This is a genomic window from Yoonia sp. SWMV100, assembly GCF_056108365.1.
In genome coordinates this window covers 39,666-60,018 of record NZ_JBWBAQ010000007.1, presented here as the reverse complement: position 1 = coordinate 60,018, position 20,353 = coordinate 39,666, and the positions used below count along the sequence as shown (strand labels likewise).

The 20,353-nt window shown below is 57.0% G+C and carries 29 protein-coding genes; 11 read left to right on the top strand and 18 right to left on the bottom strand.

Features of this window, described 5'->3' with window-relative positions:
- Nucleotide 1: 1 nt before the first annotated feature.
- The 7 genes from ACXJGX_RS14755 to ACXJGX_RS14725 form a co-directional block, all read right to left on the bottom strand.
- Nucleotides 2-316 carry a DnaJ family domain-containing protein gene (locus tag ACXJGX_RS14755; RefSeq protein ID WP_474783015.1) on the bottom strand — a complete coding sequence of 105 codons (315 nt, stop codon included), beginning with the start codon at nucleotides 314-316 and terminating at the stop codon, nucleotides 2-4.
- Nucleotides 317-411: 95 nt separating this feature from the next.
- The gene (gene rpmE / locus ACXJGX_RS14750; RefSeq protein ID WP_474783013.1) at nucleotides 412-633 is read right to left on the bottom strand and encodes a 50S ribosomal protein L31; all 222 of its coding nucleotides are present in this window, start codon (nucleotides 631-633) and stop codon (nucleotides 412-414) included.
- 11 nt (nucleotides 634-644) lie between these two features.
- Nucleotides 645-1,028 carry a 50S ribosomal protein L19 gene (gene rplS, locus ACXJGX_RS14745; RefSeq protein WP_474783011.1) on the bottom strand — a complete coding sequence of 128 codons (384 nt, stop codon included), beginning with the start codon at nucleotides 1,026-1,028 and terminating at the stop codon, nucleotides 645-647.
- Between the two features lie 302 nt (nucleotides 1,029-1,330).
- The gene (locus tag ACXJGX_RS14740) at nucleotides 1,331-1,915 is read right to left on the bottom strand and encodes a YceI family protein (RefSeq protein WP_474783009.1); all 585 of its coding nucleotides are present in this window, start codon (nucleotides 1,913-1,915) and stop codon (nucleotides 1,331-1,333) included.
- A 137-nt stretch (nucleotides 1,916-2,052) separates the two neighbouring features.
- A complete protein-coding gene (trmD, locus tag ACXJGX_RS14735) occupies nucleotides 2,053-2,865 on the bottom strand; it encodes a tRNA (guanosine(37)-N1)-methyltransferase TrmD (protein ID WP_474783007.1) in 813 nt (270 codons plus the stop codon).
- A gap of 191 nt (nucleotides 2,866-3,056) precedes the next feature.
- Nucleotides 3,057-3,425 carry an antibiotic biosynthesis monooxygenase family protein gene (locus ACXJGX_RS14730; protein ID WP_474783005.1) on the bottom strand — a complete coding sequence of 123 codons (369 nt, stop codon included), beginning with the start codon at nucleotides 3,423-3,425 and terminating at the stop codon, nucleotides 3,057-3,059.
- A 1-nt stretch (nucleotide 3,426) separates the two neighbouring features.
- On the bottom strand, nucleotides 3,427-3,750 hold the full coding sequence (locus tag ACXJGX_RS14725; RefSeq protein WP_474783003.1) for an NIPSNAP family protein: 324 nt from the start codon (nucleotides 3,748-3,750) through the stop codon (nucleotides 3,427-3,429).
- 75 nt (nucleotides 3,751-3,825) lie between these two features.
- Between ACXJGX_RS14725 and ACXJGX_RS14720 the strand changes: the two genes are divergently transcribed.
- Nucleotides 3,826-4,509, top strand: coding sequence for an ArsR/SmtB family transcription factor (locus tag ACXJGX_RS14720; RefSeq protein WP_474783001.1), 684 nt, complete (start codon nucleotides 3,826-3,828; stop codon nucleotides 4,507-4,509).
- An 8-nt stretch (nucleotides 4,510-4,517) separates the two neighbouring features.
- Here ACXJGX_RS14720 and rimM read toward each other — a convergent pair whose 3' ends face one another.
- The 5 genes from rimM to ffh all read right to left on the bottom strand — a co-directional run bounded on the left by rimM (nucleotide 4,518) and on the right by ffh (nucleotide 8,095).
- Entirely contained in the window at nucleotides 4,518-5,027 is a 510-nt protein-coding gene (gene rimM, locus ACXJGX_RS14715; protein ID WP_474782999.1) for a ribosome maturation factor RimM, read from the bottom strand.
- Between the two features lie 197 nt (nucleotides 5,028-5,224).
- Entirely contained in the window at nucleotides 5,225-5,626 is a 402-nt protein-coding gene (rpsP, locus tag ACXJGX_RS14710) for a 30S ribosomal protein S16 (protein WP_474782997.1), read from the bottom strand.
- Between the two features lie 45 nt (nucleotides 5,627-5,671).
- On the bottom strand, nucleotides 5,672-5,968 hold the full coding sequence (locus ACXJGX_RS14705) for a chorismate mutase (protein WP_474782995.1): 297 nt from the start codon (nucleotides 5,966-5,968) through the stop codon (nucleotides 5,672-5,674).
- Between the two features lie 75 nt (nucleotides 5,969-6,043).
- Entirely contained in the window at nucleotides 6,044-6,592 is a 549-nt protein-coding gene (locus ACXJGX_RS14700; protein ID WP_474782993.1) for a GNAT family N-acetyltransferase, read from the bottom strand.
- A gap of 3 nt (nucleotides 6,593-6,595) precedes the next feature.
- Nucleotides 6,596-8,095, bottom strand: a complete 1,500-nt coding sequence (gene ffh, locus ACXJGX_RS14695; protein WP_474782991.1) for a signal recognition particle protein — start codon at nucleotides 8,093-8,095, stop codon at nucleotides 6,596-6,598.
- Between the two features lie 307 nt (nucleotides 8,096-8,402).
- On the opposite strand from ffh, the gene ACXJGX_RS14690 reads away from it, so the two are divergent.
- The gene (locus ACXJGX_RS14690) at nucleotides 8,403-9,284 is read left to right on the top strand and encodes a LysR family transcriptional regulator (RefSeq protein WP_474782989.1); all 882 of its coding nucleotides are present in this window, start codon (nucleotides 8,403-8,405) and stop codon (nucleotides 9,282-9,284) included.
- Nucleotides 9,281-10,156 carry a DMT family transporter gene (locus tag ACXJGX_RS14685; RefSeq protein ID WP_474782987.1) on the top strand — a complete coding sequence of 292 codons (876 nt, stop codon included), beginning with the start codon at nucleotides 9,281-9,283 and terminating at the stop codon, nucleotides 10,154-10,156. Before ACXJGX_RS14690 ends, ACXJGX_RS14685 begins: the two co-directional genes overlap by 4 nt.
- A 167-nt stretch (nucleotides 10,157-10,323) precedes the next feature.
- Here the strand turns inward: ACXJGX_RS14685 and ACXJGX_RS14680 are convergent, their stop codons facing one another.
- The gene (locus tag ACXJGX_RS14680; RefSeq protein ID WP_474782985.1) at nucleotides 10,324-10,644 is read right to left on the bottom strand and encodes an ArsR/SmtB family transcription factor; all 321 of its coding nucleotides are present in this window, start codon (nucleotides 10,642-10,644) and stop codon (nucleotides 10,324-10,326) included.
- Between the two features lie 206 nt (nucleotides 10,645-10,850).
- Between ACXJGX_RS14680 and ACXJGX_RS14675 the strand changes: the two genes are divergently transcribed.
- The 6 genes from ACXJGX_RS14675 (at nucleotide 10,851) to ACXJGX_RS14650 (ending at nucleotide 14,275) form a co-directional block, all read left to right on the top strand.
- Complete coding sequence (locus ACXJGX_RS14675) at nucleotides 10,851-11,186, top strand: AtpZ/AtpI family protein (protein WP_474782983.1); 336 nt, start codon at nucleotides 10,851-10,853, stop codon at nucleotides 11,184-11,186.
- Nucleotides 11,176-11,928, top strand: a complete 753-nt coding sequence (locus tag ACXJGX_RS14670; RefSeq protein ID WP_474782981.1) for a F0F1 ATP synthase subunit A — start codon at nucleotides 11,176-11,178, stop codon at nucleotides 11,926-11,928. Before ACXJGX_RS14675 ends, ACXJGX_RS14670 begins: the two co-directional genes overlap by 11 nt.
- Nucleotides 11,929-11,988: 60 nt before the next feature.
- On the top strand, nucleotides 11,989-12,210 hold the full coding sequence (locus ACXJGX_RS14665) for a F0F1 ATP synthase subunit C (protein ID WP_045996757.1): 222 nt from the start codon (nucleotides 11,989-11,991) through the stop codon (nucleotides 12,208-12,210).
- A gap of 80 nt (nucleotides 12,211-12,290) precedes the next feature.
- Nucleotides 12,291-12,839, top strand: coding sequence for a F0F1 ATP synthase subunit B' (locus ACXJGX_RS14660; RefSeq protein WP_474782979.1), 549 nt, complete (start codon nucleotides 12,291-12,293; stop codon nucleotides 12,837-12,839).
- A gap of 3 nt (nucleotides 12,840-12,842) precedes the next feature.
- On the top strand, nucleotides 12,843-13,400 hold the full coding sequence (locus ACXJGX_RS14655) for a F0F1 ATP synthase subunit B (protein ID WP_474782977.1): 558 nt from the start codon (nucleotides 12,843-12,845) through the stop codon (nucleotides 13,398-13,400).
- A gap of 119 nt (nucleotides 13,401-13,519) precedes the next feature.
- Nucleotides 13,520-14,275: a lysostaphin resistance A-like protein gene (locus tag ACXJGX_RS14650; RefSeq protein WP_474782975.1), complete on the top strand. Its 756-nt coding sequence runs from the start codon at nucleotides 13,520-13,522 to the stop codon at nucleotides 14,273-14,275.
- Here ACXJGX_RS14650 and ACXJGX_RS14645 read toward each other — a convergent pair.
- The 3 genes from ACXJGX_RS14645 to ACXJGX_RS14635 form a co-directional block, all read right to left on the bottom strand.
- A complete protein-coding gene (locus tag ACXJGX_RS14645) occupies nucleotides 14,257-15,024 on the bottom strand; it encodes a FadR/GntR family transcriptional regulator (RefSeq protein ID WP_474782973.1) in 768 nt (255 codons plus the stop codon). The genes ACXJGX_RS14650 and ACXJGX_RS14645 overlap by 19 nt on opposite strands.
- A 108-nt stretch (nucleotides 15,025-15,132) precedes the next feature.
- Complete coding sequence (locus ACXJGX_RS14640) at nucleotides 15,133-15,792, bottom strand: YiaD family glycine zipper/OmpA-like lipoprotein (protein ID WP_474782971.1); 660 nt, start codon at nucleotides 15,790-15,792, stop codon at nucleotides 15,133-15,135.
- Between the two features lie 88 nt (nucleotides 15,793-15,880).
- Nucleotides 15,881-16,756, bottom strand: a complete 876-nt coding sequence (locus ACXJGX_RS14635; protein ID WP_474782969.1) for a methylated-DNA--[protein]-cysteine S-methyltransferase — start codon at nucleotides 16,754-16,756, stop codon at nucleotides 15,881-15,883.
- A 94-nt stretch (nucleotides 16,757-16,850) separates the two neighbouring features.
- On the opposite strand from ACXJGX_RS14635, the gene nth reads away from it, so the two are divergent.
- Nucleotides 16,851-17,495: an endonuclease III gene (nth, locus tag ACXJGX_RS14630; RefSeq protein WP_474782967.1), complete on the top strand. Its 645-nt coding sequence runs from the start codon at nucleotides 16,851-16,853 to the stop codon at nucleotides 17,493-17,495.
- Nucleotides 17,492-18,484, top strand: a complete 993-nt coding sequence (locus ACXJGX_RS14625; protein ID WP_474782965.1) for an adenosine kinase — start codon at nucleotides 17,492-17,494, stop codon at nucleotides 18,482-18,484. The genes nth and ACXJGX_RS14625 overlap by 4 nt, the downstream gene beginning before the upstream one ends.
- Here the strand turns inward: ACXJGX_RS14625 and ACXJGX_RS14620 are convergent.
- Entirely contained in the window at nucleotides 18,450-19,151 is a 702-nt protein-coding gene (locus tag ACXJGX_RS14620; RefSeq protein WP_474783260.1) for a hypothetical protein, read from the bottom strand. The two genes, ACXJGX_RS14625 and ACXJGX_RS14620, sit on opposite strands and share 35 nt — an antisense overlap.
- Nucleotides 19,152-19,410: 259 nt before the next feature.
- Nucleotides 19,411-20,208, bottom strand: coding sequence for a sulfotransferase family protein (locus tag ACXJGX_RS14615; protein WP_474783258.1), 798 nt, complete (start codon nucleotides 20,206-20,208; stop codon nucleotides 19,411-19,413).
- Nucleotides 20,209-20,353 lie beyond the last annotated feature (145 nt).

Sequence of the window (20,353 nt, the reverse complement as noted above, 5' to 3'; positions counted from 1 at the left end):
CTTAGCCGTATTTTCGAAATGCCTCCATTTCGATGGCCAGTTTCATGTTGAGTTCGGACAGGATGAGCATTTGCGCTTTGATGTCGTCTTTGGTGACGAGCGTCTTTAGGTGCGCCTGCGCAGCAAGGATTTGACGGCGCAAGACCACCACGGGCGACGTTGCCTCTGCGTCACGCAACAAACGGTTCAGGACGGCGTCTTGCGGTGCGTCAGACTGCGTTATGGGTTGACCCGCGCCCGGCAAGTTGTCAAAGGCGCCGCGCTTTTCGGCATTTTGAATGATCTGGTCAATCAGGCTTTCCAGCGGATGTGGCATCTTCGGTTCCTCGGCATTGCTTAAACGCAAAACGCCGCGCAAAGTCATGCGCGGCGTTTGTCATACGTAGGGTGGAAATTGATCCACCTGCGGGTTTAGAAGCCCAAGCCAGCGTATTTGTTCTTGAACTTGGAAACGCGACCGCCAGCATCCATCAAGCGGGTGCCGCCACCGGTCCATGCCGGGTGCACGGATGGGTCGATATCCAGCGACATTTGATCGCCTTCTTTGCCCCAAGTGGATTTCATTTGATACACTGTGCCGTCTGTCAGTTTGACGTCGATCACGTGATAATCTGGGTGAATACCGTTTTTCATGACGCGGGTCCTTACGCTTCGACGCCCTTAGGCGCTTTGTAGTTGGTGACTTCGGAGATACGTGCCGATTTACCACGACGATCACGTAGGTAATACAGCTTCGCACGACGGACTTTACCGCGACGGACCACTTCGATGGTGTCGATGTTGGTGGAGTAGAGTGGGAACACACGTTCCACGCCTTCACCGAAAGAGATTTTGCGCACTGTGAACGAACCGGCAATGCCTTTGCCGTTCTTGCGTGCTATGCAGACACCTTCGTAGTTCTGGACACGTGTCCGTGTCCCTTCGGTTACCTTGTAACCAACGCGGATGGTGTCACCCGCTTTGAAGTCGGGGATCGTTTTCCCCAGCGCAGCGATTTGCTCCGCTTCGATTTGTGCGATCAGGTTCATTGATCGGCTCCTTGATATACTTGCGGTGTTCCGCAATGTTTCTGTGCCACCAGAGAGCTCTTGGTCTTCGTCCGGGTCCGCCGCAGCGCCCGCCAGAGATCAGGTCGTCATTCGTTTATTGCGTTTGGTCTGGTCTGCGTTGCATCGAAGAACGTACCGCATGTGACATTGCCAAACGAATCCACGCGCCGAAGACGGTAGATTGGCGTCGTATAGGCCCAGCCGACGGCGTGATCAAGTGATGTTTGGGCCGGCGGGGAAATTGGATGGCGCACCGCAACAGGTGTGATGCGCGATCCGGTCTATTCGGCGGCGTCAAAAACCAAACGGAAGGTCACAGGGAAGGTGCGGGTGATGCTGGGCAGGTCTGCCAGTTGCATCAACGTGTCCAGGCCTGCGTCAATGCCAGCCTCTTCGGTGGTCACAAAAATCATGCTATTGGTGGTGACAAGGACCTGATCATCTGCTGTGCGCATCACAAACGCATCCAGATAGATCGGGATGTCCTGCCCTAAAAACGCCAAATCCCCATTGATTTCAGTGACTGTACTGTCGCCAACCTGAAGGGTCGCCATCGCGCCCATGTCGATGCTTGCTGTCATGGTCGCTGTTGTCGCGCCCTGAAAGACATTTTCGGCGATCCGTTCGTTGCGAATATCGATATTCGTTTGCACCGAGGTAAGGTCGATGTCGATGTTCGCGGTCCCGTCGTCGGCGACTGTGCCGGACAGGCGCTGGAATGTGTGGGCTTCGCCGATGGTGTCTTTTTTCACAGATCCGAACGCCACGACCGACTGTGCCGGGTCCAAAGTCCATGTTTCCGCCGCCGCATCTGCGGCCGCAATGGTCGCCAATGTCAGGCTGATCGCACCTAAAAACTGTTGCATGTCTTTATTCCTTATAAGAACGAGCGCCGTCAGACGCCCCGCGCATTACGCAAGGTAACATGCCGAGAGATACGCGCTTTGGGGCGCGGTGCAACTCAAGGTTTTGTGACAGTGCAAGGATACGCCTGCGCGACGCGTTATGTTTTTTTAGATGCTTCAAGCGCGGCCCACAAATCCGGCCGCCGTTCTTGCGTGATTTTTTCTGACATTTCACGCCGCCACTGCGCGATCTTCGCGTGGTTGCCTGACATTAAAACATCGGGGATCGCGTGCCCCTGCCATGCGGCGGGTTTGGTGTATTGCGGGTGTTCCAGCAGGCCATTGGAATGGCTTTCCTCGACGGCGCTGTCGGCGTTGCCCAGCACACCGGGCAAGAGGCGCACAGTGGCGTCGATCATCGCTTGTGCCGCGATCTCCCCGCCCGTCATGACGAAGTCGCCCAAGGATACTTCTTGAATTCCAAAATGCTGCAAGATCCGTTCGTCGACACCTTCGAACCGTCCGCACAGCATGGTCACCCCATCCATCTGCGCCCAATGTCGCGCCATGGATTGATCAAACCGCCGTCCGCGTGGCGACAGATACACCATTGGCATCACCCCACGCGCGGCTGTGCGGGCATCGATAATCGCCGCCTCAAGCACATCGGCGCGCAGCACCATACCCGCGCCGCCGCCTGCGGGCGTGTCATCGACATTGCGGTGTTTGCCGATGCCGTATTCGCGCAGATCATAGGTTTGCAATTGCCACCGTCCGTCATGCAGGGCCTTTCCGGTCAGGCTTTCGCCTAACACACCGGGAAAGGCCTGCGGGAACAGCGTGATGATTTGCGCGGTCCATGCGCCCGCAATATCGGGCGTGTCCGTCATCAGCTCGCGCGGTTTCAACGTCGGGCGGATCGATTTGCGGCCAACGGCTTTGCCTTGGGAAAGGGGTGTTTTGTCTGACATGGCGCGTTTCTAGGCGATGCGTCGCGGCGGGGAAAGGGGGGAACGTGGGGCGCTGTGGCGGCAACCCTACAGTTATTTCTGCGGTGTGCCGCCAATTATGGGTGAATGCGTTATTTTATTGGGTCATGTGCGGCGACAAAGCGTCCGGCCGATTGGAACATGCGGGTTGGGGCCGATCGCGCGCGCGCCGATCACACCCCACGGGTTTTGTCAGCAACGATATGCACTGTCTGGCTGTCTTTGGGGGCTTGGGCCCGGTCGAACATGCCATAGTCGCGGACAACATGCGCGATCCGCAGACGATAGTCGACAAAAACGCCATCACGACCTTTGGATTGCGCGCTGCGATGTGCGTCGAGCCTGCGCCACTGCGTGATTGCCGCCTCGTTTTCGAAATAGGACAGCGACAGGATTTTGCCGGGGTTCGTCAGGCTTTGAAAGCGTTCGACCGAGATGAACCCGGCAACCTGATCCAAAAGCGGGCGCATCTGCGCAGCGATGTCGAGATAATCGGCCTTGCGGTCCTTGGCGGGTATGACCTCGAATATGACGGCGATCATGTCAGGCACCTGTCCCGTGGGGATCGCTGACGCGCTTCAGAAACGTGCGATCTTCGCGCAGCAGAAACTTTTCTTTTTGTGCAAACGCATAGTTTTCGCGACCAAGCGGATCGACGGCCAGACGGGTGCGGTATTGTTCGTAAACGGCAAGGCTGGCAATATTGTATATCCCATAGGCAAGGGTGCTGGACCCTTCGTGCGGGGCGTAATAGCCAATCAAATCTGCGCCGCAACGCGGGATCGCCTGCCCCCAGTTTTGGGCGTATTGCGCGAACTGCGCCTTTTTGGTCGGGTCGATATGATAGCGGATGACACAGGTCAGCATGGGATGTCCTTTTGTATGGCGATGATGGGACACTACGATATTGATCGGCGGTGATGCTTCGATTATGGTCGAACCATGAAAGAAGGTCCTGATATTGCCCATATTGCCGCGCTGATCGGTGATCCTGCGCGGGCGAATATGTTGACCGCGCTGATGGGCGGACAGGCGTTCACCGTCAGCGAGCTTGCCCAAGAGGCGGGGATCACAATCCAGACCGCCAGTTCGCACCTGTCAAAGCTGCATGACGGCGGGTTGTTGCGCCCGCGCAAGCAGGGCCGGCACAAATATTTTTCACTGGCGAGCGATGACGTGGCACATGTGTTGGAAGGGCTGATGGGCCTGGCAGCCGGGGCGGGCCACTTGCGCCAACGCACCGGGCCAAGAGACACAGCGTTGCGCGCGGCGCGGGTATGCTACAACCATTTGGCGGGCGATCTGGGCACCCAGCTGTATGATAGTATGCTGGCGCGCGGGCATTTGTCGTTCGCGGCGGACGGGTTGCACCTGACTGACAGTGGTGTTCGTTTTGCGACGGACTTTGATATTGATGTGACCGCGTTGCAGGCGCGGCGCACACCGCTATGTCGTGAGTGTCTGGACTGGAGCGTCCGGCGGTCCCATTTGGCGGGCAGTTTGGGACGCGCGTTTTTGCAGCAATTCGAGGCGCTGGGTTGGGCAAAGCGCGCCGGGGACACCCGCGTTATCGTGTTTTCACGCGACGGGCGGCAGGCGTTTGACCGCCTGTTCGACCTGCCCTAGGGCGTGGATTATTCGGGAAAGCTGCCTGCGGGCGGGTTGGCGATGATCCGCCGCGCGGCTATGTCCACCGTTGGCACCACCGCCTGCGTGAATGGAAGTAAAACCGTTTCGGATTGGCCGGGCACGATGATCTCGAGCAGGTCGCCCGCGCCGTGGTCCATCACGTGTTTGACAGTGCCAAGCATGGCCCCGCCGGTGTCGAGTACGGTCATGCCGATCAGGTCGGCATAGTAATATTCGTCGTCGGGCAGGGACGGCATCGCGGCGCGTTCGGCATATAGCGCGACATTGCGCAGCGCGTCAGCGTCTTCTTTGGTGGTGACGCCGTCAAGGCGGGCGATAAAGCCGTTGGTCATCTGCCCGGTCAGGATCAGCTGCGTAAAGGTGCGGCCGTCTTCGGTATAAAGCGGGGTGTAGTCGGCGATGGCTGCCGGGTCGGCGCAGAAGGATTTCAAACGCACTTCGCCTTTGATGCCAAAAGAGCCGCCAAGAGTGCCAACAATCACGCGGTCAGTCATGGGATATCCGATCCTACACAAAAATTCTGGGTCCAGTCGCCGCCTTGGTCGCGACAAGCGGTGTGAGCGTTGTTTCGTTCGGTCAATGTACCCGCAACAAAGGCGATTGCCGTAAAAATCAGCAGGCGGAGCAGGCGAAACATAACGCGTCCCTTTATAAATGCTGCCCGGCACGGGGCCGGGCAGCAAAGGTGTGCTTATTCAGCGGCTGCTTCTTCTTCGGCAGGTGCTTCAGCGGGCGCTGCTGCTGCTTCGGCTGCTTTCGCGGCTTTGGCGGCTTTTTCGTTGGCGCGTGCTGTTGCGGCCTTGCCAGGTGTCCCTTTTTTCAGGTTGGCGCGGTCCTTCTTGGGCAGAATGCCAGCGGTTTCAAGCATCCGTGCAACGCGGTCTGTTGGCTGTGCGCCTTGACCCAACCAGTACTGCACGCGCTCCATATCCATTTTCACGCGGTCTTCGCTGTCTTTTGGCAACATAGGTGCGTATGTGCCAAGCTTTTCAAGAAAGCGGCCGTCACGTGGCATGCGGCTGTCAGCAGCAACGATTGCATAGTGAGGACGTTTCTTAGAGCCGCCGCGTGCGAGACGAATTTTCATAGCCATGGTGTTTTCTCCTTAGATGGCAGGGCGGGTGGATTGAAATCCACCCTACGATTGGTGTTGTTTGTGGTGTTGGATAACTTCCTGAATGACGAAATTCAGAAATTTCTTGGCAAATTCAGGGTCCAGATCGGCCTGATGTGCAAGGTCGGTGAGCCGTGCGATCTGCTGTTCTTCACGGGCAGGATCGGACGGGGGCAGGTCGTGTTCCGCCTTCAGGCGACCCACGGCTTGTGTGTGTTTAAACCGCTCGCCCAGCGTATAGACAAGGATCGCGTCAAGGCGGTCGATGCTTTCACGGTGGGCTTTGAGCACTTCGGCGGCGCGTTGGGTTGCGTCAGACATGGGATGCTCCTGCGGTTGGGCGGGTCACATGGGCGTGGCGGCGCAGCGCCCGTTTTTGTGCGTTGTGTGTTGGACTCATGTGATGGCCCCCGCAGCTTGGGCGGTGGCGCGCGGGTCGTTGTGGCGCAGGTGACGCATGACGATCACCTTTTCATCGTCGATCACATCGCGGCGTTCTTCGGTGGCGCCAAGCCGGGTTGCGAGCGCAAGCGAGCGTGTGTTGCCGGGCGCGATCAGCGAGATCAGCGGTTCAAGACCAAGAGTTTGCCCCGCCCATTCGCGGACCGCACAGGCGGCTTCGAACGCATAGGACCGTCCTTCAAACCCGTCGAACATATGCCACGCAAGTTCCGGCTGTGGCCAATCCACGTGGTTCAAAATGCCGACACGGCCCGCAGCAACGCCGCTTTTCTTTTCGGTGACGGTGAAAAAACCGTAGCCGTGCCAGTTCCAATGACCGATCCCGGCCAAGAATCCGCGCCACGCATCGCGTTCCGACACTGCCCCGCCCACTGTTTCCATACGCACGGACCGCGTTGCCCATGCGGTAAAGGCCGCAAGGTCGCGTTTTTCCGGGCCGCGCAGGACCAGCCGTGCTGTGGAAAGGGTGGGGGCGGGGGTCATCGGTTACTTTTTCTTCCCGAAACCCGACAGGCCGGGCGGCAGGCCCATGCCGCCACCCAAACCGGGCAGACCGCCGGGTATCTTGCCGCCAAGCGCCTTGGCGGCGGCTTCCATTGCTTTGGGGTCGTTCATGTCGGGCATTCCGGCAGGCATGTCGCCGCCTTTGTTGAACATCCCTTTGATCGCCTGTTTCAACATGCCGCCCTTGCCGAGCTTTTTCATCATATCGGCCATTTGCCGATGCTGTTTCACCAGTTTGTTCAGTTCGGACACATCCAAACCAGCCCCGGCCGCGATCCGTTTTTTGCGCGATGCCGCCAACAGATCGGGGTTGGCCCGTTCTTTTTTGGTCATCGAATTGATCAGCGCGATCTGGCGTTTGAGGATGCCGTCATCCATGCCCGCAGCGGCCATTTGTTTGCCCATCTTTGCGGCACCGGGCATCATACCCATCATCCCTTCCATGCCGCCCATTTTGAGCATCTGCTCAAGCTGCATTTTCAGGTCATTCATGTTGAACCGACCCTTTTGGAAACGGCGCATCATGCGTTCGGCTTGCTCGGCCTCGATGGTTTCCTGGGCTTTTTCGACCAGCGCGACGATGTCACCCATGCCCAAAATACGGCCCGCAATGCGCGATGGTTCAAAGGTTTCCAGCGCATCAAGCTTTTCACCCATCCCGACAAAACGGATCGGTTTGCCGGTGATCGCCCGCATCGACAGCGCCGCACCACCGCGCCCGTCGCCGTCCATCCGGGTCAGGACAACGCCGGACACGCCGATTTTGTCGTCAAATTCTTGTGCGACGTTCACCGCGTCCTGGCCGGTGAGACCATCAACAACCAACAGCGTTTCGCGTGGGTTGACCACATCGCGGACGGCGGCGGCTTGGGCGATCAGTTCGGCGTCGATATGCAAGCGACCAGCGGTATCCAGCAGGTAGACGTCATAACCACCCAGGCTGGCCTGTACTTTGGCGCGTTTGGCAATCGCAACCGGGTCGTCGCCCTTGACGATCGGCAGGGTGTCAACACCGATCTGCACACCCAAGATTGCCAACTGTTCCATCGCCGCCGGGCGGTTCACGTCAAGCGACGCCATCAGCACGCGTTTGCCTTCGCGTTCTTTTAGGCGTTTCGCCAGTTTGGCGGTGGTGGTGGTTTTACCGGACCCTTGCAGACCGACCATCAGGATCGGGGCGGGCGGGTTGTCGATTTTCAGTGCACCGGGTTCAACGTCGCCTGTCAGGACATGTTGCAATTCGTCGTGGACGATTTTGACAACCTGCTGACCGGGGGTGATCGATTTCGTAACAGCCTGACCAGTGGCTTTGTCCTGAACCGCCTTGATGAAATCCCGTGCGACCGGCAGCGACACGTCCGCCTCGAGCAAGGCGATACGCACTTCGCGCAGGGCGGTTTTGACGTCGTCATCAGACAACGCACCCTGCTTGGTCAGCTTGTCAAAGACGCCGGACAGGCGGTCAGATAGGTTCTCAAACATAGGCCATGGCCCCTTAGTCGTTTCGGTTGCCCTGCGTATATAAGTACGCAAAGCTTAATGCAGTAGCGCCCCCGTGGGCGCAACGCGCTGACGGAGGGCGATCCCCTGATATATGGGGACCGGAAAGCTGGCGCTATCCGGGTGTTGCGTTGTGTTTAATAGAGCGATGCCCACGAGTCAACATGCGCTGCCGCTGCAGAGCGGGTGCTTTCGTGCCGAAATCGGGTGTGTCTGGAATCACCCTTGTGTCTGCGAACGAAATACCTGATTTTGGCGATGATATGTTTTCTGACGCACAGGAGCGCCAATGGACAATTGGGATGAAATTCGCACAGCTTTTCAGGTTGCCCGCAAAGGCACCGTAAGTGGTGCAGCGGAAGAGTTGGGCGTGCACCACGCCACGGTGATCCGTCACATTGATGCATTAGAACAGCGTCTGGGCGTGAAGCTGTTTCAGCGGCACGCACGTGGGTATACCGCGACAGAAGCGGGCCAAGATTTATTACAGGTCGCCCAAGCCACCGATGATCAGTTCACCCAGTTGGCCGGGCGCATCAAGGGGCAGGGCGAAGGTGTATCGGGGGATTTGGTCATCACGTCATTGTCCGTGCTGTCAGAGTTCCTGACGCCGGTCATGGCCGATTTCCAGGCGGCCCACCCCGAGGTGCGGGTGCGCTACCGGACGGGGACGCGGGTCTTTCGGCTGGAATACGGCGAGGCGCATGTGGCCTTGCGGGCCGGGCGCATGCCGGATGAACCTGATAATGTTGTGCAGCCGTTCATGCCGCTGCAGGTCGCGCTTGTGGCGTCAGACAGCTATATTGCGCGTCACGGTATGCCGACCGGCATCGATGATATGAAAAACCACTTTTTTGTGGGCCCTGACGATATGGCCAGCAGAGCCCCTGACGCACGCTGGCTGCGCGAACATGTGCCCGAAAACGCGATGGTTTACCGCGCGAGCGAGTTTCGCGATGTGCAAGATGCGGTGCTGGCAGGGGCTGGCATCGGGTTTGTCCTTGCCCCGATGCTGCGTCATCTGCCGCAACTGACAGAGGTAATCGCGCGCGATGAAAGTTGGAGTTCGCCGATCTGGTTGGTGACCCATGTCGATTTGCATCGCACAACCAAGGTTCAGGCCTTTTTACGGTTCATCAAAGATCGGGTCAAAGGCATCGATTGCGCATGATGCCGTCACGTGCCGGGCATCTGGCGATGCTGTCGTTTTCGATTTTGGTGGCCGGGTCGTTTGCGTTGGGGGCGTTGTCGGCCAATGAAATTTCGCCATTGGCATTGAATGCCGTGCGATTCTGGGTTGCCGGTGCAATCATTGGTGCGATTGCACTTGCGACAACCGGCGTGCCGCAGTCTGCCTTTCAGGCGCCATGGCGGTACGTCGTTTTAGCCGGATTTTTCACCACGTATTTTGTTTTGATGTTCGAAGGGCTGAAAACCGCAGCCCCGGTCAGCACGGCAGCGGTCTTTACCCTGACGCCGGTTTTGACCGCCGGATTCGGCTGGCTGTTGTTACGGCAAGTCCTGACGGCGCGCATGGCTTTGGCGCTGGCTATTGGCGCGTTGGGGGCAATGTGGGTGATCTTTCGGGCGGATCTTGATGCCTTGCTGCGCTTTGAAATTGGTCGCGGCGAGATGATCATGTTTTGTGGATGTGTGTCGCACGCGATTTACACGCCGTTGGTGCGCAAATTGAACCGGGGCGAACCCGCGCTGGTCTTTACCTTTGGCACATTGGTTGCAGGGGCGGTGATTTTGACAGTGGTTGGCTGGCGCGACTTGGCGGCGACCGACTGGTCAAGCCTGCCCGGAATTGTCTGGGTGACAGTTGTCTATACCGCTGTTTTCGCAAGCGCCACGACGTTCACGTTGTTGCAGTTTGCTGCGATGCGGCTGCCCAGCTCAAAGGTGATGGCTTATACGTATCTGACCCCGTCATGGGTGATCGTGTGGGACGTCGCATTGGGCGGTGCCGCGCCGCCCGCGTTGATCCTGATTGGCCTTGGGTTAACGATTGTGGCTCTGTTTTTATTATTGCGTGATTAATTGTGGAACCTTTTGGCAGGTCCGCAGGTTATCAATGCGAAAGCAAAAGGAAACTAAAAAATGCGGAATATTATTTATCTTGTCGGCCTCGTTGTGATCGTTTTGGCAATCGTACAATTCGTACTTTAAAACAGTTTATGGCCGGTGCCCGATCAACGTGGCGCCGGTCACTCTAGTTCTTTTTCCAAAAACGCCTCGAACGCGTCGAGGTCTAGGGCGGCCATCTGCCCAAAAGCCTGCATCCAGACCGACGCTTCACGCAGCGCGTCCGGTTCCAGTTTGCACCATTTGACGCGTCCGCGTTTTTCCTGACTGATCAGGCCGGCCCCCGTCAGCACCCCCAAATGTTTTGAAATCGCCGCAAGTGACATTGCAAATGGTTCTGCCACATCTGTGACGGCCATGTCGTCCTCTAGCAGCATCGCAAGGATGACGCGGCGGGTGGGGTCGGCAAGCGCCGAAAAGACAAGATCAAGGTGCATGGTCATAGGCTGATTAAGCGGGTCGTGATGCGAACGTCAACCATTTGGTTGAATATTGATTATGCGGCTTTGGGGCAGATTCAAGCTGCTTGATCGTTCCGCATTTCCGAAAATATCCATATAATACAGCATGATAGAGGCTGTTCACCTTTGCTTGACTCTGAGGTGGGCGCCGCCTAAACCTTGCGCAACCTTGCGAGGGGACCATAACGATGTCTGAACCGTCCGACGCTGACCGCCTTAAGGCACTTGATGCGAAGATCGCGGCGCTGAAAAAGCCGGACATCATTAAGGATCATTCGGAAGAACACTATTCGCAGGCGCAGCTTGCGTGGCGGATGGTAATCGAGCTTGTCGCCGGTCTTGGGATCGGCTTTGGCATCGGATACGGACTGGACACCCTGCTGGGAACCATGCCGATTTTTCTGGTGCTGTTCATATTTTTTGGCCTCGCAGCCGGCGTAAAAACCATGATGCGATCCGCCAAAGAGGTTCAGATGAAGCAGCAGATGGCTGCCGAAGAAAAGGGTGACGCACGTGGCGACTGAAGCACATTCCGAAGGTGGTCTGGTTTTCCATCCCCTGGATCAGTTTATTCCCAAGTCTCTGTTTGGTTACGGCGAAGTTCATTGGTACACACCAACGACACTGACCTTGTGGCTGGCGATCCTTGTTTTGTGCGTGATCGGTATCTTCGTTCTGGGTAGCCGCGGTCGTGGTATCATTCCATCGCGTATCCAGTCCGTCGGCGAATTGATGTACGGCTTTGTCTATAAGATGATCGAAGACGTGACCGGCAAAGATGCCGTGAAGTACTTTCCTTTTGTCATGACACTGTTTGTCTTCGTCTTGTTTGCGAACTATCTGGCCCTGCTGCCGATGTCGTACAGCCCTACATCCATGATCGCGATTACTGCGGTGCTGGGTTTCGGTGTGTTCATCGCGATCACCGTGCTGGGTTTCGTCAAGCACGGCGCGTCGTTTCTGGGTCTGTTCTGGATGAAAGATGCGCCTGCGTTCTTGCGCCCGGTCATCGCGATCATCGAAGTGATCTCTTACTTCGTGCGTCCGGTAAGCTTGTCGGTTCGTTTGGCCGGTAACATCACCGCTGGTCACGTTGTGATCAAAGTATTCGCAGGCTTTGCCGCGCTGACATTGGCAAGCCCGGCTGCGATCCTTGGGATCGTCGCCATCTACGGCCTGGAGGTCCTTGTGGCCGGTATTCAGGCCTATGTTTTCACGATCTTGACGTGTGTCTATCTGAAAGACGCGCTTCATCCCGCACACTAATTACCACATGGGTGGGATCATCCACCTATTTCTAAACTTCCAATCGTAAGGAGAATTCTCATGGAAGGCGATATCGCAAGCATTGGTGCCGGTCTGGCAGCTATCGGTTCTGGCATTGCAGCTATTGGTGTTGGCAACGTTGCTGGCAACTATCTTGCAGGCGCACTGCGCAACCCATCCGCTGCTGCTTCGCAGACAGCGACACTGTTTATCGGTCTGGCATTCGCCGAAGCGCTGGGGATCTTCTCGTTCCTCGTAGCACTTCTGCTGAAGTTCGCATAAGAACACACCGTTATCCTTACGGCTGACTGGTGCGGTAATCCGCGCCAGTCGGTAAAATCACAAGGTATCCGGGGGCCACTATGGCAACAGAAACACACGACGCCGTTGTAGGAGCCTGCGTAGATGCGCAAGGCGGTGCTATCGGTATGCCGCAGCTTTGTGCGGATTGGATTCCAAACCAGATTTTCTGGCTGCTTGTTGCGCTTGCTGCGACTTACTTTGTGATGTCACGCATCGCATTGCCGCGCATCAGTGCGGTTCTGGCAGAACGGTCCGGCACGATCACCAATGATCTGGCCGCCGCAGAAGAACTGAAAATAAAAGCGTCAGACGCAGAGGCCGCTTACGAAAAAGCCCTTGTTGATGCGCGCGCTCAGGCGCAGCAAATCGTTGCTGAAGCCAAAGCAGAAATTCAGGTCGAATTGGATGCAGAGCTTGCAAAAGCAGATGCGACAATTGCGGCCAAGGCAGCAGAAGGCGAAGCGGCGATTGCCGAAATTCGCGCGAGCGCTGTTAAATCCGTCACCGAAGTTGCCAAAGCAACAGCCAAGGAATTGGTTGCCGCGATGGGTACGACGGCTGACGCAACGGCCATCACCGCTGCGGTGACGGCACGGATGAAAGGGTAAGTCATGCGTTTGATTTTCACCGCACTCTTCGCCCTTGGCGCATCGCCTGCCTTGGCGGCGACTGGTCCATTCGTGTCATTGAAAAACACCAACTTTGTGGTGTTGATCGCGTTCCTGATCTTTGTGGGCATCCTTTTGTACATGAAGGTGCCATCAGCGATTGGTGCGATGCTCGACAAGCGCGCAGAGGCGATCCGGTCTGAACTGAACGAAGCAAAGTCGCTACGCGAAGAGGCCCAGTCGTTGCTCGCCGCATATGAGCGCAAGCAAAAAGAAGTCCAGGTCCAGGCTGACCGCATTGTTGCGGCTGCAAAGGAAGAGGCGACAACTGCTGCGATTGCTGCAAAAGCGGATATCGCCGCGTCGATCACCCGCCGTCTTGCTGCGGCAGAGGAACAGATTGCAAGTGCGCAGTCCGCTGCCGTCAAAGCTGTGCGTGACGAAGCCATTACTGTCGCGATCGGTGCTGCAAAAGACGTGATTACGCAGCAAATGGATGCAAAATCTGCGGGGACGTTGATTGACGATGCAATCACGACCGTCTCAGAAAAAATGCACTAAGTGAGATTGCAGCAGGCCCTTTCCTGCAGCGTTTTTAAAAGCCCGGTCGCCGTTGCGCAGCCGGGCTTTTTTGTTGGCGCGTCTGCGATGACACCCCGCATGCCGAAGGACGCGCGGTCATGACCCATCTGTCCCGGGCGCTCATTGCTGTTGCGGTTTATTTCGGTGTTGTTTGTGCTGTAGCAGTGTTGAGCAGTTCCGTGCCGGCGACCAATGGGGGACTTGAATCAGCGCTGTGGCGGCTGTTCGGTCTAGAGCTGCTGCTGCTGTTGATCTGTGTGGTCTATGTCCGCCGCTATAGCAGCTGGACCGCCATCGGGTTTGGGCGCTTGCGTTGGCGTGGCCTGTTCTGGTTGCTGCCAGCCGCCGCGTTGCTTTGGGCGGTCGGCATCGGCACGCTGCGCGCATGGCAGATCAATGATGGGGTGCCCTTACGCGCGGACACCGCCGTGCTGATCGTGGCGGTTCCCATCATGATCGGTTTCACCGAAGAGGTCATGTTTCGCGGCATTCTGTTGCGCGCGGCGTTGCAGCGGCTGCCCGTGTTTTCGGCAATGTTGTTATCAGCGGTGTTATTTGGCCTGTTGCATGGGGCCAGCGCCATTGTTCAGCCCGTGGCGCATGCGGTTGCCCAGCAAATCGCGTTTGCGTTTTTTGTCGGGGTCTTTCTTGCGCCCGTTGCGTTGCGCGCAGGGAGCCTTTGGGTGGTAATTATCTGGCACGCGCTTTGGGATATGTTGATCTATGCCAGTCACGTGGTCGGCGCGGTGCATCCCTATGTGCTGATCGGCATTTTGATCCAAGCGTTGATCAGCATTGTATTATGGAAGCGTCTGGTTGACGAAGATAAGACCCGCTACCGCGAAACTTCGTGATCAAGACGTTTCAGGGCGTAAACCTCGTTACGTTCGGATTTTTGCTGATCGGTCAAAGACGTTTCGACGAAATTCAGATGCGATTCGACGGCGGCGCGGGCGGCAGCGGGGTCGTGGGCCTGCAAGGCGTCGTTGATCTTGCGATGTTGATCAAGCAGGGTGTCGCGGGTCGTGCGCTGTTTGAACATGATAGAGCGGTTGTAGAATACACCTTCGCGCAGCAATTCATACATCGACCGCATCATGTGCAACATGATGATATTGTGGCTTGCCTCGATGATCGACAGGTGAAAATCGGCGTCCAGATGCGCTTCGTCTGCGGGATTGCGTTTCTTATGCGCGGCTTCCATTTTTTGGAAAATGGTGTCGATCAGTTGCAGGTCGGTGTCGCTGGCCAAACGGGCGGCGCGTTCGGCGGCCAGCCCTTCCATATCACGGCGGAAGGCGATGTAGTCGAACACCGCAGCATCATGGCTTGCAAACAATTTGACCAGTGCAGGCGCAAAGGCCGATCCAAGGACATCCGCGACAAACACCCCTGCGCCCGCTTTTGACGCCAGCAGGCCGCGGTCTTGCAGGTCTGCCAAGGCTTCGCGCAGAGAGGGCCGCGAGACGCCCATACGGTCACTAAGTTCGCGCTCTGACGGGAGCCTCTCACCGGGCCGCAAAATACCACGCAAGATCAGCCCTTCGATTTGGCGCACGACGCCATGGGACAGCTTTTCTTGTTGGATGGGTTCAAAGGGCATGATGGGCCTCGCGCTATTGGTCAAATTATATGACCGCAGACGCAGGTTCACAACGTAAAAGGGGCCTCAGTCATGCGGCCCCTTTGTGATGTCACCGTTGTGCGCGGTTTAGCCGTTTGGCGTGATGATGATTTCAACACGGCGGTTCGCGGCGCGACCTTGGGCGTTCAGGTTGCTCGCGATCGGCTGGTTTTCCCCGGCACCAATGGCGCGGATACGCGACGACGACACGCCACCGCTCATCAAGACAGCGGCAACTGCCTGCGCGCGACGCTGGGACAGGTCGTAGTTGTAGCTGGCGTCACCAGTGTTATCGGTATGTCCGACAACGTTGACTGTCGTATTTGGGTAGTTGTTCAAAGACTGCGCAACGATGCGAAGTTCGTTTTGTGACACGCCGGAAACCGATGTGCTGTCGACGGCAAACAGCAGGTCTTGGGACAGGACAACACGCAGGTCAGTGCCGTTGTTGGACACGCCAATGTCGGACCGCAAAGAGCGGCGCAGTTCTTCGGCTTGTTTGTCGAGGTTGTTGCCAATGGCCGCACCTGCGCCAGCACCCAGTGCCGCACCGATCAGCGCTGCCTGGTTACGGTCGCGAACTGTTCCATCGTTATTGGTCAGTGCGCCAACCGCAGCACCACCCAGCGCGCCAATTAGCGCACCTTGCTGTGTTTTCTGATAGTCGTTCGGGCCGCCTTCTTCACATGCTGCAACAAGAGTGAAAGAGGCTGCTGCGAAGATCAGGGGAAGTTTTGAAAATGTCATCGATCTAGGTCCATTTGATTTGGGGCAAAATACCCGTTCAAGATGCTGCGGTGTATGGCGCATTATGCTTTGTTATCCAATAACGCAGTCATGGACCGATTGGTTCCAGATTATTTTCCGCGGATTGTTGCGCAGCGTCTGCACGCGCGGATTCCCAAGCAAGAATCGCCCGCTTGACCGGCAACCCCCAATGATAGCCGCCAAGGGCGCCCGATTTGCGCAACGCCCGGTGACAAGGGATCAAAAGGCTGACCGGATTGCGCCCGACGGCGGTACCGACGGCGCGCACCGCTTTGGCGTTGCCGATGGATTTCGCGATTTCGGAATAGGTGGTGACATGCCCTGACGGGATGGTCAGCAGGGCCTCCCAAACCTTAAGCTGGAAAGGAGCGCCGATCATATGCAGTTGCGTTTCGCCCGCCATCCCCAGCGTTGCCGCGGCCCAAGGCCGCAAAAATGCGGCATCTTGCGTGAACTGCGCCGCGGGCCAGCGCGATTGCAGGTCAGCCATGGCCGCGTCGGTTCCTGATTCGGCAGCAAAGGCCAGGCCGCAGATGCCGCGCTTTGTGCCCATGATCAAAGCAGGGCCAAAGAAACTGTCAAACCACCCCCAGTATATTACCAGATCCGCGCCGTTACGGGCATAGTCGCCGGGGCTCATCGCCTCCCAGCGGACAAATAGATCATGCAGGCGGCCACTGCCCGAAAGCCCGACAGTGTGTGCGGTGTCCAGCGTGGTGAACCGGTCCCGCAACAAGGACTTGGCGTGCGCCAAGGTGAGATATTGTTGATACCGCTTGGGGGATACGCCGACCCAACTGGAAAAAAGGCGCTGAAAATGCGCGGGGCTCATTTGCATGTCGGCAGCGAGGTCAGCCAACGAAAGCTGTGTGTCGCCTGCGGCATCAATCGCAGCAATCGCGCGGCGCATGACGTGGTAATGATATGTGTCGGACTGTTCCATGTGGATCAAATTAGGGGGATAAGGCGGCGGGCGCGACCCGAATATTGCGCATCTGACGCTTGCCCCCTTTGGCGCGGCAGGGCATACGGTCGGGATGGTAAAACAGCTTGATTATCACACGATCCGCGAGATCTTTGCGCGCTTTCAGGCGGCAGAGCCCGAACCCAAGGGTGAGCTGGAACATGTCAATGCCTACACGCTTGTTGTCGCTGTTGCGCTTTCGGCGCAAGCCACAGATGCAGGTGTGAACAAAGCGACACGCGCGCTGTTCAAAATCGCAGATACGCCACAAAAGATGCTGGACCTTGGGTTGGATGGCGTGACCGAGCATATAAAAACCATTGGACTGTTCCGCCAAAAGGCCAAGAACGTCATCAAGATGAGCCAAATTTTGGTTGATGACTATGGCGGCAAGGTGCCCAATTCCCGCGCCGCCCTGCAATCGCTGCCCGGTGTCGGCCGTAAAACCGCCAACGTGGTACTGAACATGTGGTGGGGTCAGCCAGCGCAGGCAGTCGACACCCATATTTTCCGGTTTGGCAACAGAAGCGGTGTGGCCGTCGGCAAAGATGTCGATGCCGTCGAACGCGCCATCGAAGACAATATTCCCGCTGATTTCCAGCAGCACGCCCACCACTGGATGATTCTGCACGGGCGCTATACATGCGTTGCTCGTAAACCAAAATGCGCGGCCTGTTTAATCCGCGATCTGTGTCTGTTTGAGGAAAAGAACCTATGAAAAAGTTTCAGGTTGTCGGGATCGGCAATGCGATGGTTGATGTTTTGGCGCGCGCTGACGATGCGTTTCTGGCCGAGGCCGGGATCGGCAAAGGCATTATGCAACTGATCGACATGGACCGGGCCGTATCGCTGTATGCGCGCGTCGGCCCTGCGAAAGAAATCAGCGGTGGGTCGGCGGCGAATACCATTGCCGGGATCGCGCATCTGGGCGGCCGCACCGCCTATGTCGGTAAGGTGAAGGACGACCAATTAGGCGCAATTTTTGCCCATGATCTGCGCGCGCAGGGGGCCGTTTACGAAACAGCGTTGGCCGCAAAAACCGAAGAGGCCGAAACAGGCCGTTGCATTGTGATCGTGACGCCCGATGGCGAAAGATCCATGAACACCTATCTGGGCGTGACCGAGTTTTTGTCGCCTGACGATATTGATGACGCCCAGATGGCGGACGCCGAATGGATCTATCTGGAAGGCTACCGCTTTGACGGGCCCGATAGCCACGCAGCGTTTGCCAAGGCGATTGCAGCCTGCAAAGGCGCGGGCGGGAAGGTGTCGATCACCTTGTCCGATCCATTCTGTATATCGCGCCACCGGGATGCGTTCCGCGATATGATCAAGGACCATGTTGACCTGCTGTTTTGCAACCGCGCCGAAATGCTGTCGATGTACGAGACCGAAGATTTCGACGCCGCGCTAGCGCAGGCAGCGTCCGAGGTCGCGATTGTGGCCTGTACCGACAGTGAACACGGCGTGCACATCGTGTCCGGCGGCGCACGTTGGCAGGTGCCTGCCGTGCCAACGCAGATTGTTGATGCAACGGGTGCCGGCGATCTGTTCGCGGGTGCTTTCCTGTGGGGGCTGTCCAACGGCCATGATCTGGAAACTTGCGGCAAAATGGGCAACCTCGCCGCGTCAGAGGTGATCAGCCATATCGGCGCCCGCCCCGAAGCGGACCTTAAGGCGTTGTTTGCGGACCACGGGCTGCTGTAAGCCAAAGCGCGTCAAGCGCGTCGATGGCCGCGGGATCAAAGCGGCTTTCTTCTTTCCAGTATTTGCCGGATGGGACGTAATAATTCAGGCGTCTCTCTTCATTGAGGGCCGCCGCCATTGTCGCCGAATCGTATGTGGCTGGGGCGCAGTGTGTCAGGGCAGCTGGTGTCGCACGTGGATACACAAGGCGGCTGTGCTGGTCGGACAGATTGACCACCGCACAGCCGTCATATGCGGCCATCACCATAAAACGGGCCGACTTTGCTTCGAGCGACCGTAACGTCACATCGTTGCGCAACGGATCAGCGGTCCCGGATCCGTAAAAATGTGTGTTTGACTGGGCCGGATAGACCATGTCGCAGCCGATAAAGGCCATAACTTTGGGTTTGAGCGCGGCAAGTGCCCAATAGGCTGCAGTAAACGCCATCGTCCCGCCCGCATAGACAAAACCGCCACGACTGTTTTGCAGCGGAACGTAATCCGCGGCAGTCACAACTTTTTGCTGCGCGGTGATGGCGGCGGGTTTACGGTCATTCGGGAAATCATCCGGGTGGATCAGAAAATCCCAATCTGCGCGCACCTGCCAGGCATTGTTAATGGCTACAATCTGATCAAACGGATCACGCTGCCAGTCACGGCATGCGATGACGTTGGGGCCACTGCCCATGATCAATACCAGTGTCACGCGATGCTCCCGATCATTAACGATATTGATATAGCTAGCGCCACTTGGTCAAAGGGCCAGCGGATTTCCGGGTTTCAGCAGTCGGGGGGTGTCGGATTGATTGCAACGCCACCCAACCTTAGGGTGTCCGGCGCCTCGGGTCGGGGGGCCGGGTCTTCGGCGGCGGTCATCGACAGTCCTGCCTACGCCTGCCGGTGCAAGGGGGGGCGCAAAGCCCCCGCTCTAGGCACCAAAGGCGCAATTATTGACCCAGTTTGGCGTGCACTTCGTCCAGATCAATTTCGCCGATAGGCATCTTGTTGGCTGGATTTTCAAAGTCGTATTTGAAGACGCGGAAGTCCTTTTTATACATCTCGTAAATCAAATGCATCGACAGGTCGTCAAAGTAGTCTTCCACCGGATGCAGACGTTTGGGCCCGTGACCTTCGCTTTCGTTGAAACGCGGGATCGTCGCGAGATCAATCTGATGCGGGGTTTCAATGTCGTCCAAGACCCCTTGCATTCCGTCGTTGAATTTTTCGGTCCAGAATATCCGGTCGTATTTGCCGCCATTCACGATAAAGGTCGAAATATGGCCTGACATGGCAGACCAATGGATGTCGGCCTCCATCGGACGACGCCAGCGGATGCTGTCGCGTGCAAAAAGCAGGAACCGGCGAAAGCTTTTGATTTGGTCGAATTCGAACCCGGTCTCTGGATTGCCGACCTCGATCCCGTATTTTTGGGTTAACAGAGGAACAAGGTTTCCCCGGTAATATTTCCCGTTCCGCTGGACACCGCAAATTTTGTCAAAGAACGACGACAAAATGCGGGTGTAGGGATTGCGAACGCAGGTAAAAGCATAGCTTTTGTGGTGGGCGACGTTGTCGGCAATAGGGCCATGGCTGTCGTCCAGCGCCCATTTATGCATGCCTGTTGTAGCGTCATGGATGTCACCATCAAAAAACCGCCCATGGTCTGAGTAATACATGATCTGGCCGATGGTTGAGCATGCGCATTTGGGTACAACCCGGTAAACCATGCTTTCGCTGGTTGTCATCCACGTTCCGGGAAAATTCGCCAATTGTGATCTCCTTTTGGGAAACGTCGCTGTCAATACGCCTTTAAGAGCAAAGAAACTCTGTTTATTCAATGACTGTTCACGGTATGAAGCCGCAATCGAGCGATAAAATCTAGGAGTAAGC

Bases quoted from the DNA above. Each gene is read 5' to 3' on its own strand.
- ACXJGX_RS14755 (WP_474783015.1), bottom strand. From the start codon at position 316: ATGCCACATCCGCTGGAAAGCCTGATTGACCAGATCATTCAAAATGCC.
- rpmE (WP_474783013.1), bottom strand. From the start codon at position 633: ATGAAAAACGGTATTCACCCAGATTATCACGTGATCGACGTCAAACTG.
- rplS (WP_474783011.1), bottom strand. From the start codon at position 1,028: ATGAACCTGATCGCACAAATCGAAGCGGAGCAAATCGCTGCGCTGGGG.
- ACXJGX_RS14740 (WP_474783009.1), bottom strand. From the start codon at position 1,915: ATGCAACAGTTTTTAGGTGCGATCAGCCTGACATTGGCGACCATTGCG.
- trmD (WP_474783007.1), bottom strand. From the start codon at position 2,865: ATGTCAGACAAAACACCCCTTTCCCAAGGCAAAGCCGTTGGCCGCAAA.
- ACXJGX_RS14730 (WP_474783005.1), bottom strand. From the start codon at position 3,425: ATGATCGCCGTCATATTCGAGGTCATACCCGCCAAGGACCGCAAGGCC.
- ACXJGX_RS14725 (WP_474783003.1), bottom strand. From the start codon at position 3,750: ATGCTGACCTGTGTCATCCGCTATCATATCGACCCGACCAAAAAGGCG.
- ACXJGX_RS14720 (WP_474783001.1), top strand. From the start codon at position 3,826: ATGAAAGAAGGTCCTGATATTGCCCATATTGCCGCGCTGATCGGTGAT.
- rimM (WP_474782999.1), bottom strand. From the start codon at position 5,027: ATGACTGACCGCGTGATTGTTGGCACTCTTGGCGGCTCTTTTGGCATC.
- rpsP (WP_474782997.1), bottom strand. From the start codon at position 5,626: ATGGCTATGAAAATTCGTCTCGCACGCGGCGGCTCTAAGAAACGTCCT.
- ACXJGX_RS14705 (WP_474782995.1), bottom strand. From the start codon at position 5,968: ATGTCTGACGCAACCCAACGCGCCGCCGAAGTGCTCAAAGCCCACCGT.
- ACXJGX_RS14700 (WP_474782993.1), bottom strand. From the start codon at position 6,592: ATGACCCCCGCCCCCACCCTTTCCACAGCACGGCTGGTCCTGCGCGGC.
- ffh (WP_474782991.1), bottom strand. From the start codon at position 8,095: ATGTTTGAGAACCTATCTGACCGCCTGTCCGGCGTCTTTGACAAGCTG.
- ACXJGX_RS14690 (WP_474782989.1), top strand. From the start codon at position 8,403: ATGGACAATTGGGATGAAATTCGCACAGCTTTTCAGGTTGCCCGCAAA.
- ACXJGX_RS14685 (WP_474782987.1), top strand. From the start codon at position 9,281: ATGATGCCGTCACGTGCCGGGCATCTGGCGATGCTGTCGTTTTCGATT.
- ACXJGX_RS14680 (WP_474782985.1), bottom strand. From the start codon at position 10,644: ATGACCATGCACCTTGATCTTGTCTTTTCGGCGCTTGCCGACCCCACC.
- ACXJGX_RS14675 (WP_474782983.1), top strand. From the start codon at position 10,851: ATGTCTGAACCGTCCGACGCTGACCGCCTTAAGGCACTTGATGCGAAG.
- ACXJGX_RS14665 (WP_045996757.1), top strand. From the start codon at position 11,989: ATGGAAGGCGATATCGCAAGCATTGGTGCCGGTCTGGCAGCTATCGGT.
- ACXJGX_RS14660 (WP_474782979.1), top strand. From the start codon at position 12,291: ATGGCAACAGAAACACACGACGCCGTTGTAGGAGCCTGCGTAGATGCG.
- ACXJGX_RS14655 (WP_474782977.1), top strand. From the start codon at position 12,843: ATGCGTTTGATTTTCACCGCACTCTTCGCCCTTGGCGCATCGCCTGCC.
- ACXJGX_RS14650 (WP_474782975.1), top strand. From the start codon at position 13,520: ATGACCCATCTGTCCCGGGCGCTCATTGCTGTTGCGGTTTATTTCGGT.
- ACXJGX_RS14645 (WP_474782973.1), bottom strand. From the start codon at position 15,024: ATGCCCTTTGAACCCATCCAACAAGAAAAGCTGTCCCATGGCGTCGTG.
- ACXJGX_RS14640 (WP_474782971.1), bottom strand. From the start codon at position 15,792: ATGACATTTTCAAAACTTCCCCTGATCTTCGCAGCAGCCTCTTTCACT.
- ACXJGX_RS14635 (WP_474782969.1), bottom strand. From the start codon at position 16,756: ATGGAACAGTCCGACACATATCATTACCACGTCATGCGCCGCGCGATT.
- nth (WP_474782967.1), top strand. From the start codon at position 16,851: ATGGTAAAACAGCTTGATTATCACACGATCCGCGAGATCTTTGCGCGC.
- ACXJGX_RS14625 (WP_474782965.1), top strand. From the start codon at position 17,492: ATGAAAAAGTTTCAGGTTGTCGGGATCGGCAATGCGATGGTTGATGTT.
- ACXJGX_RS14620 (WP_474783260.1), bottom strand. From the start codon at position 19,151: ATGGGCAGTGGCCCCAACGTCATCGCATGCCGTGACTGGCAGCGTGAT.
- ACXJGX_RS14615 (WP_474783258.1), bottom strand. From the start codon at position 20,208: ATGACAACCAGCGAAAGCATGGTTTACCGGGTTGTACCCAAATGCGCA.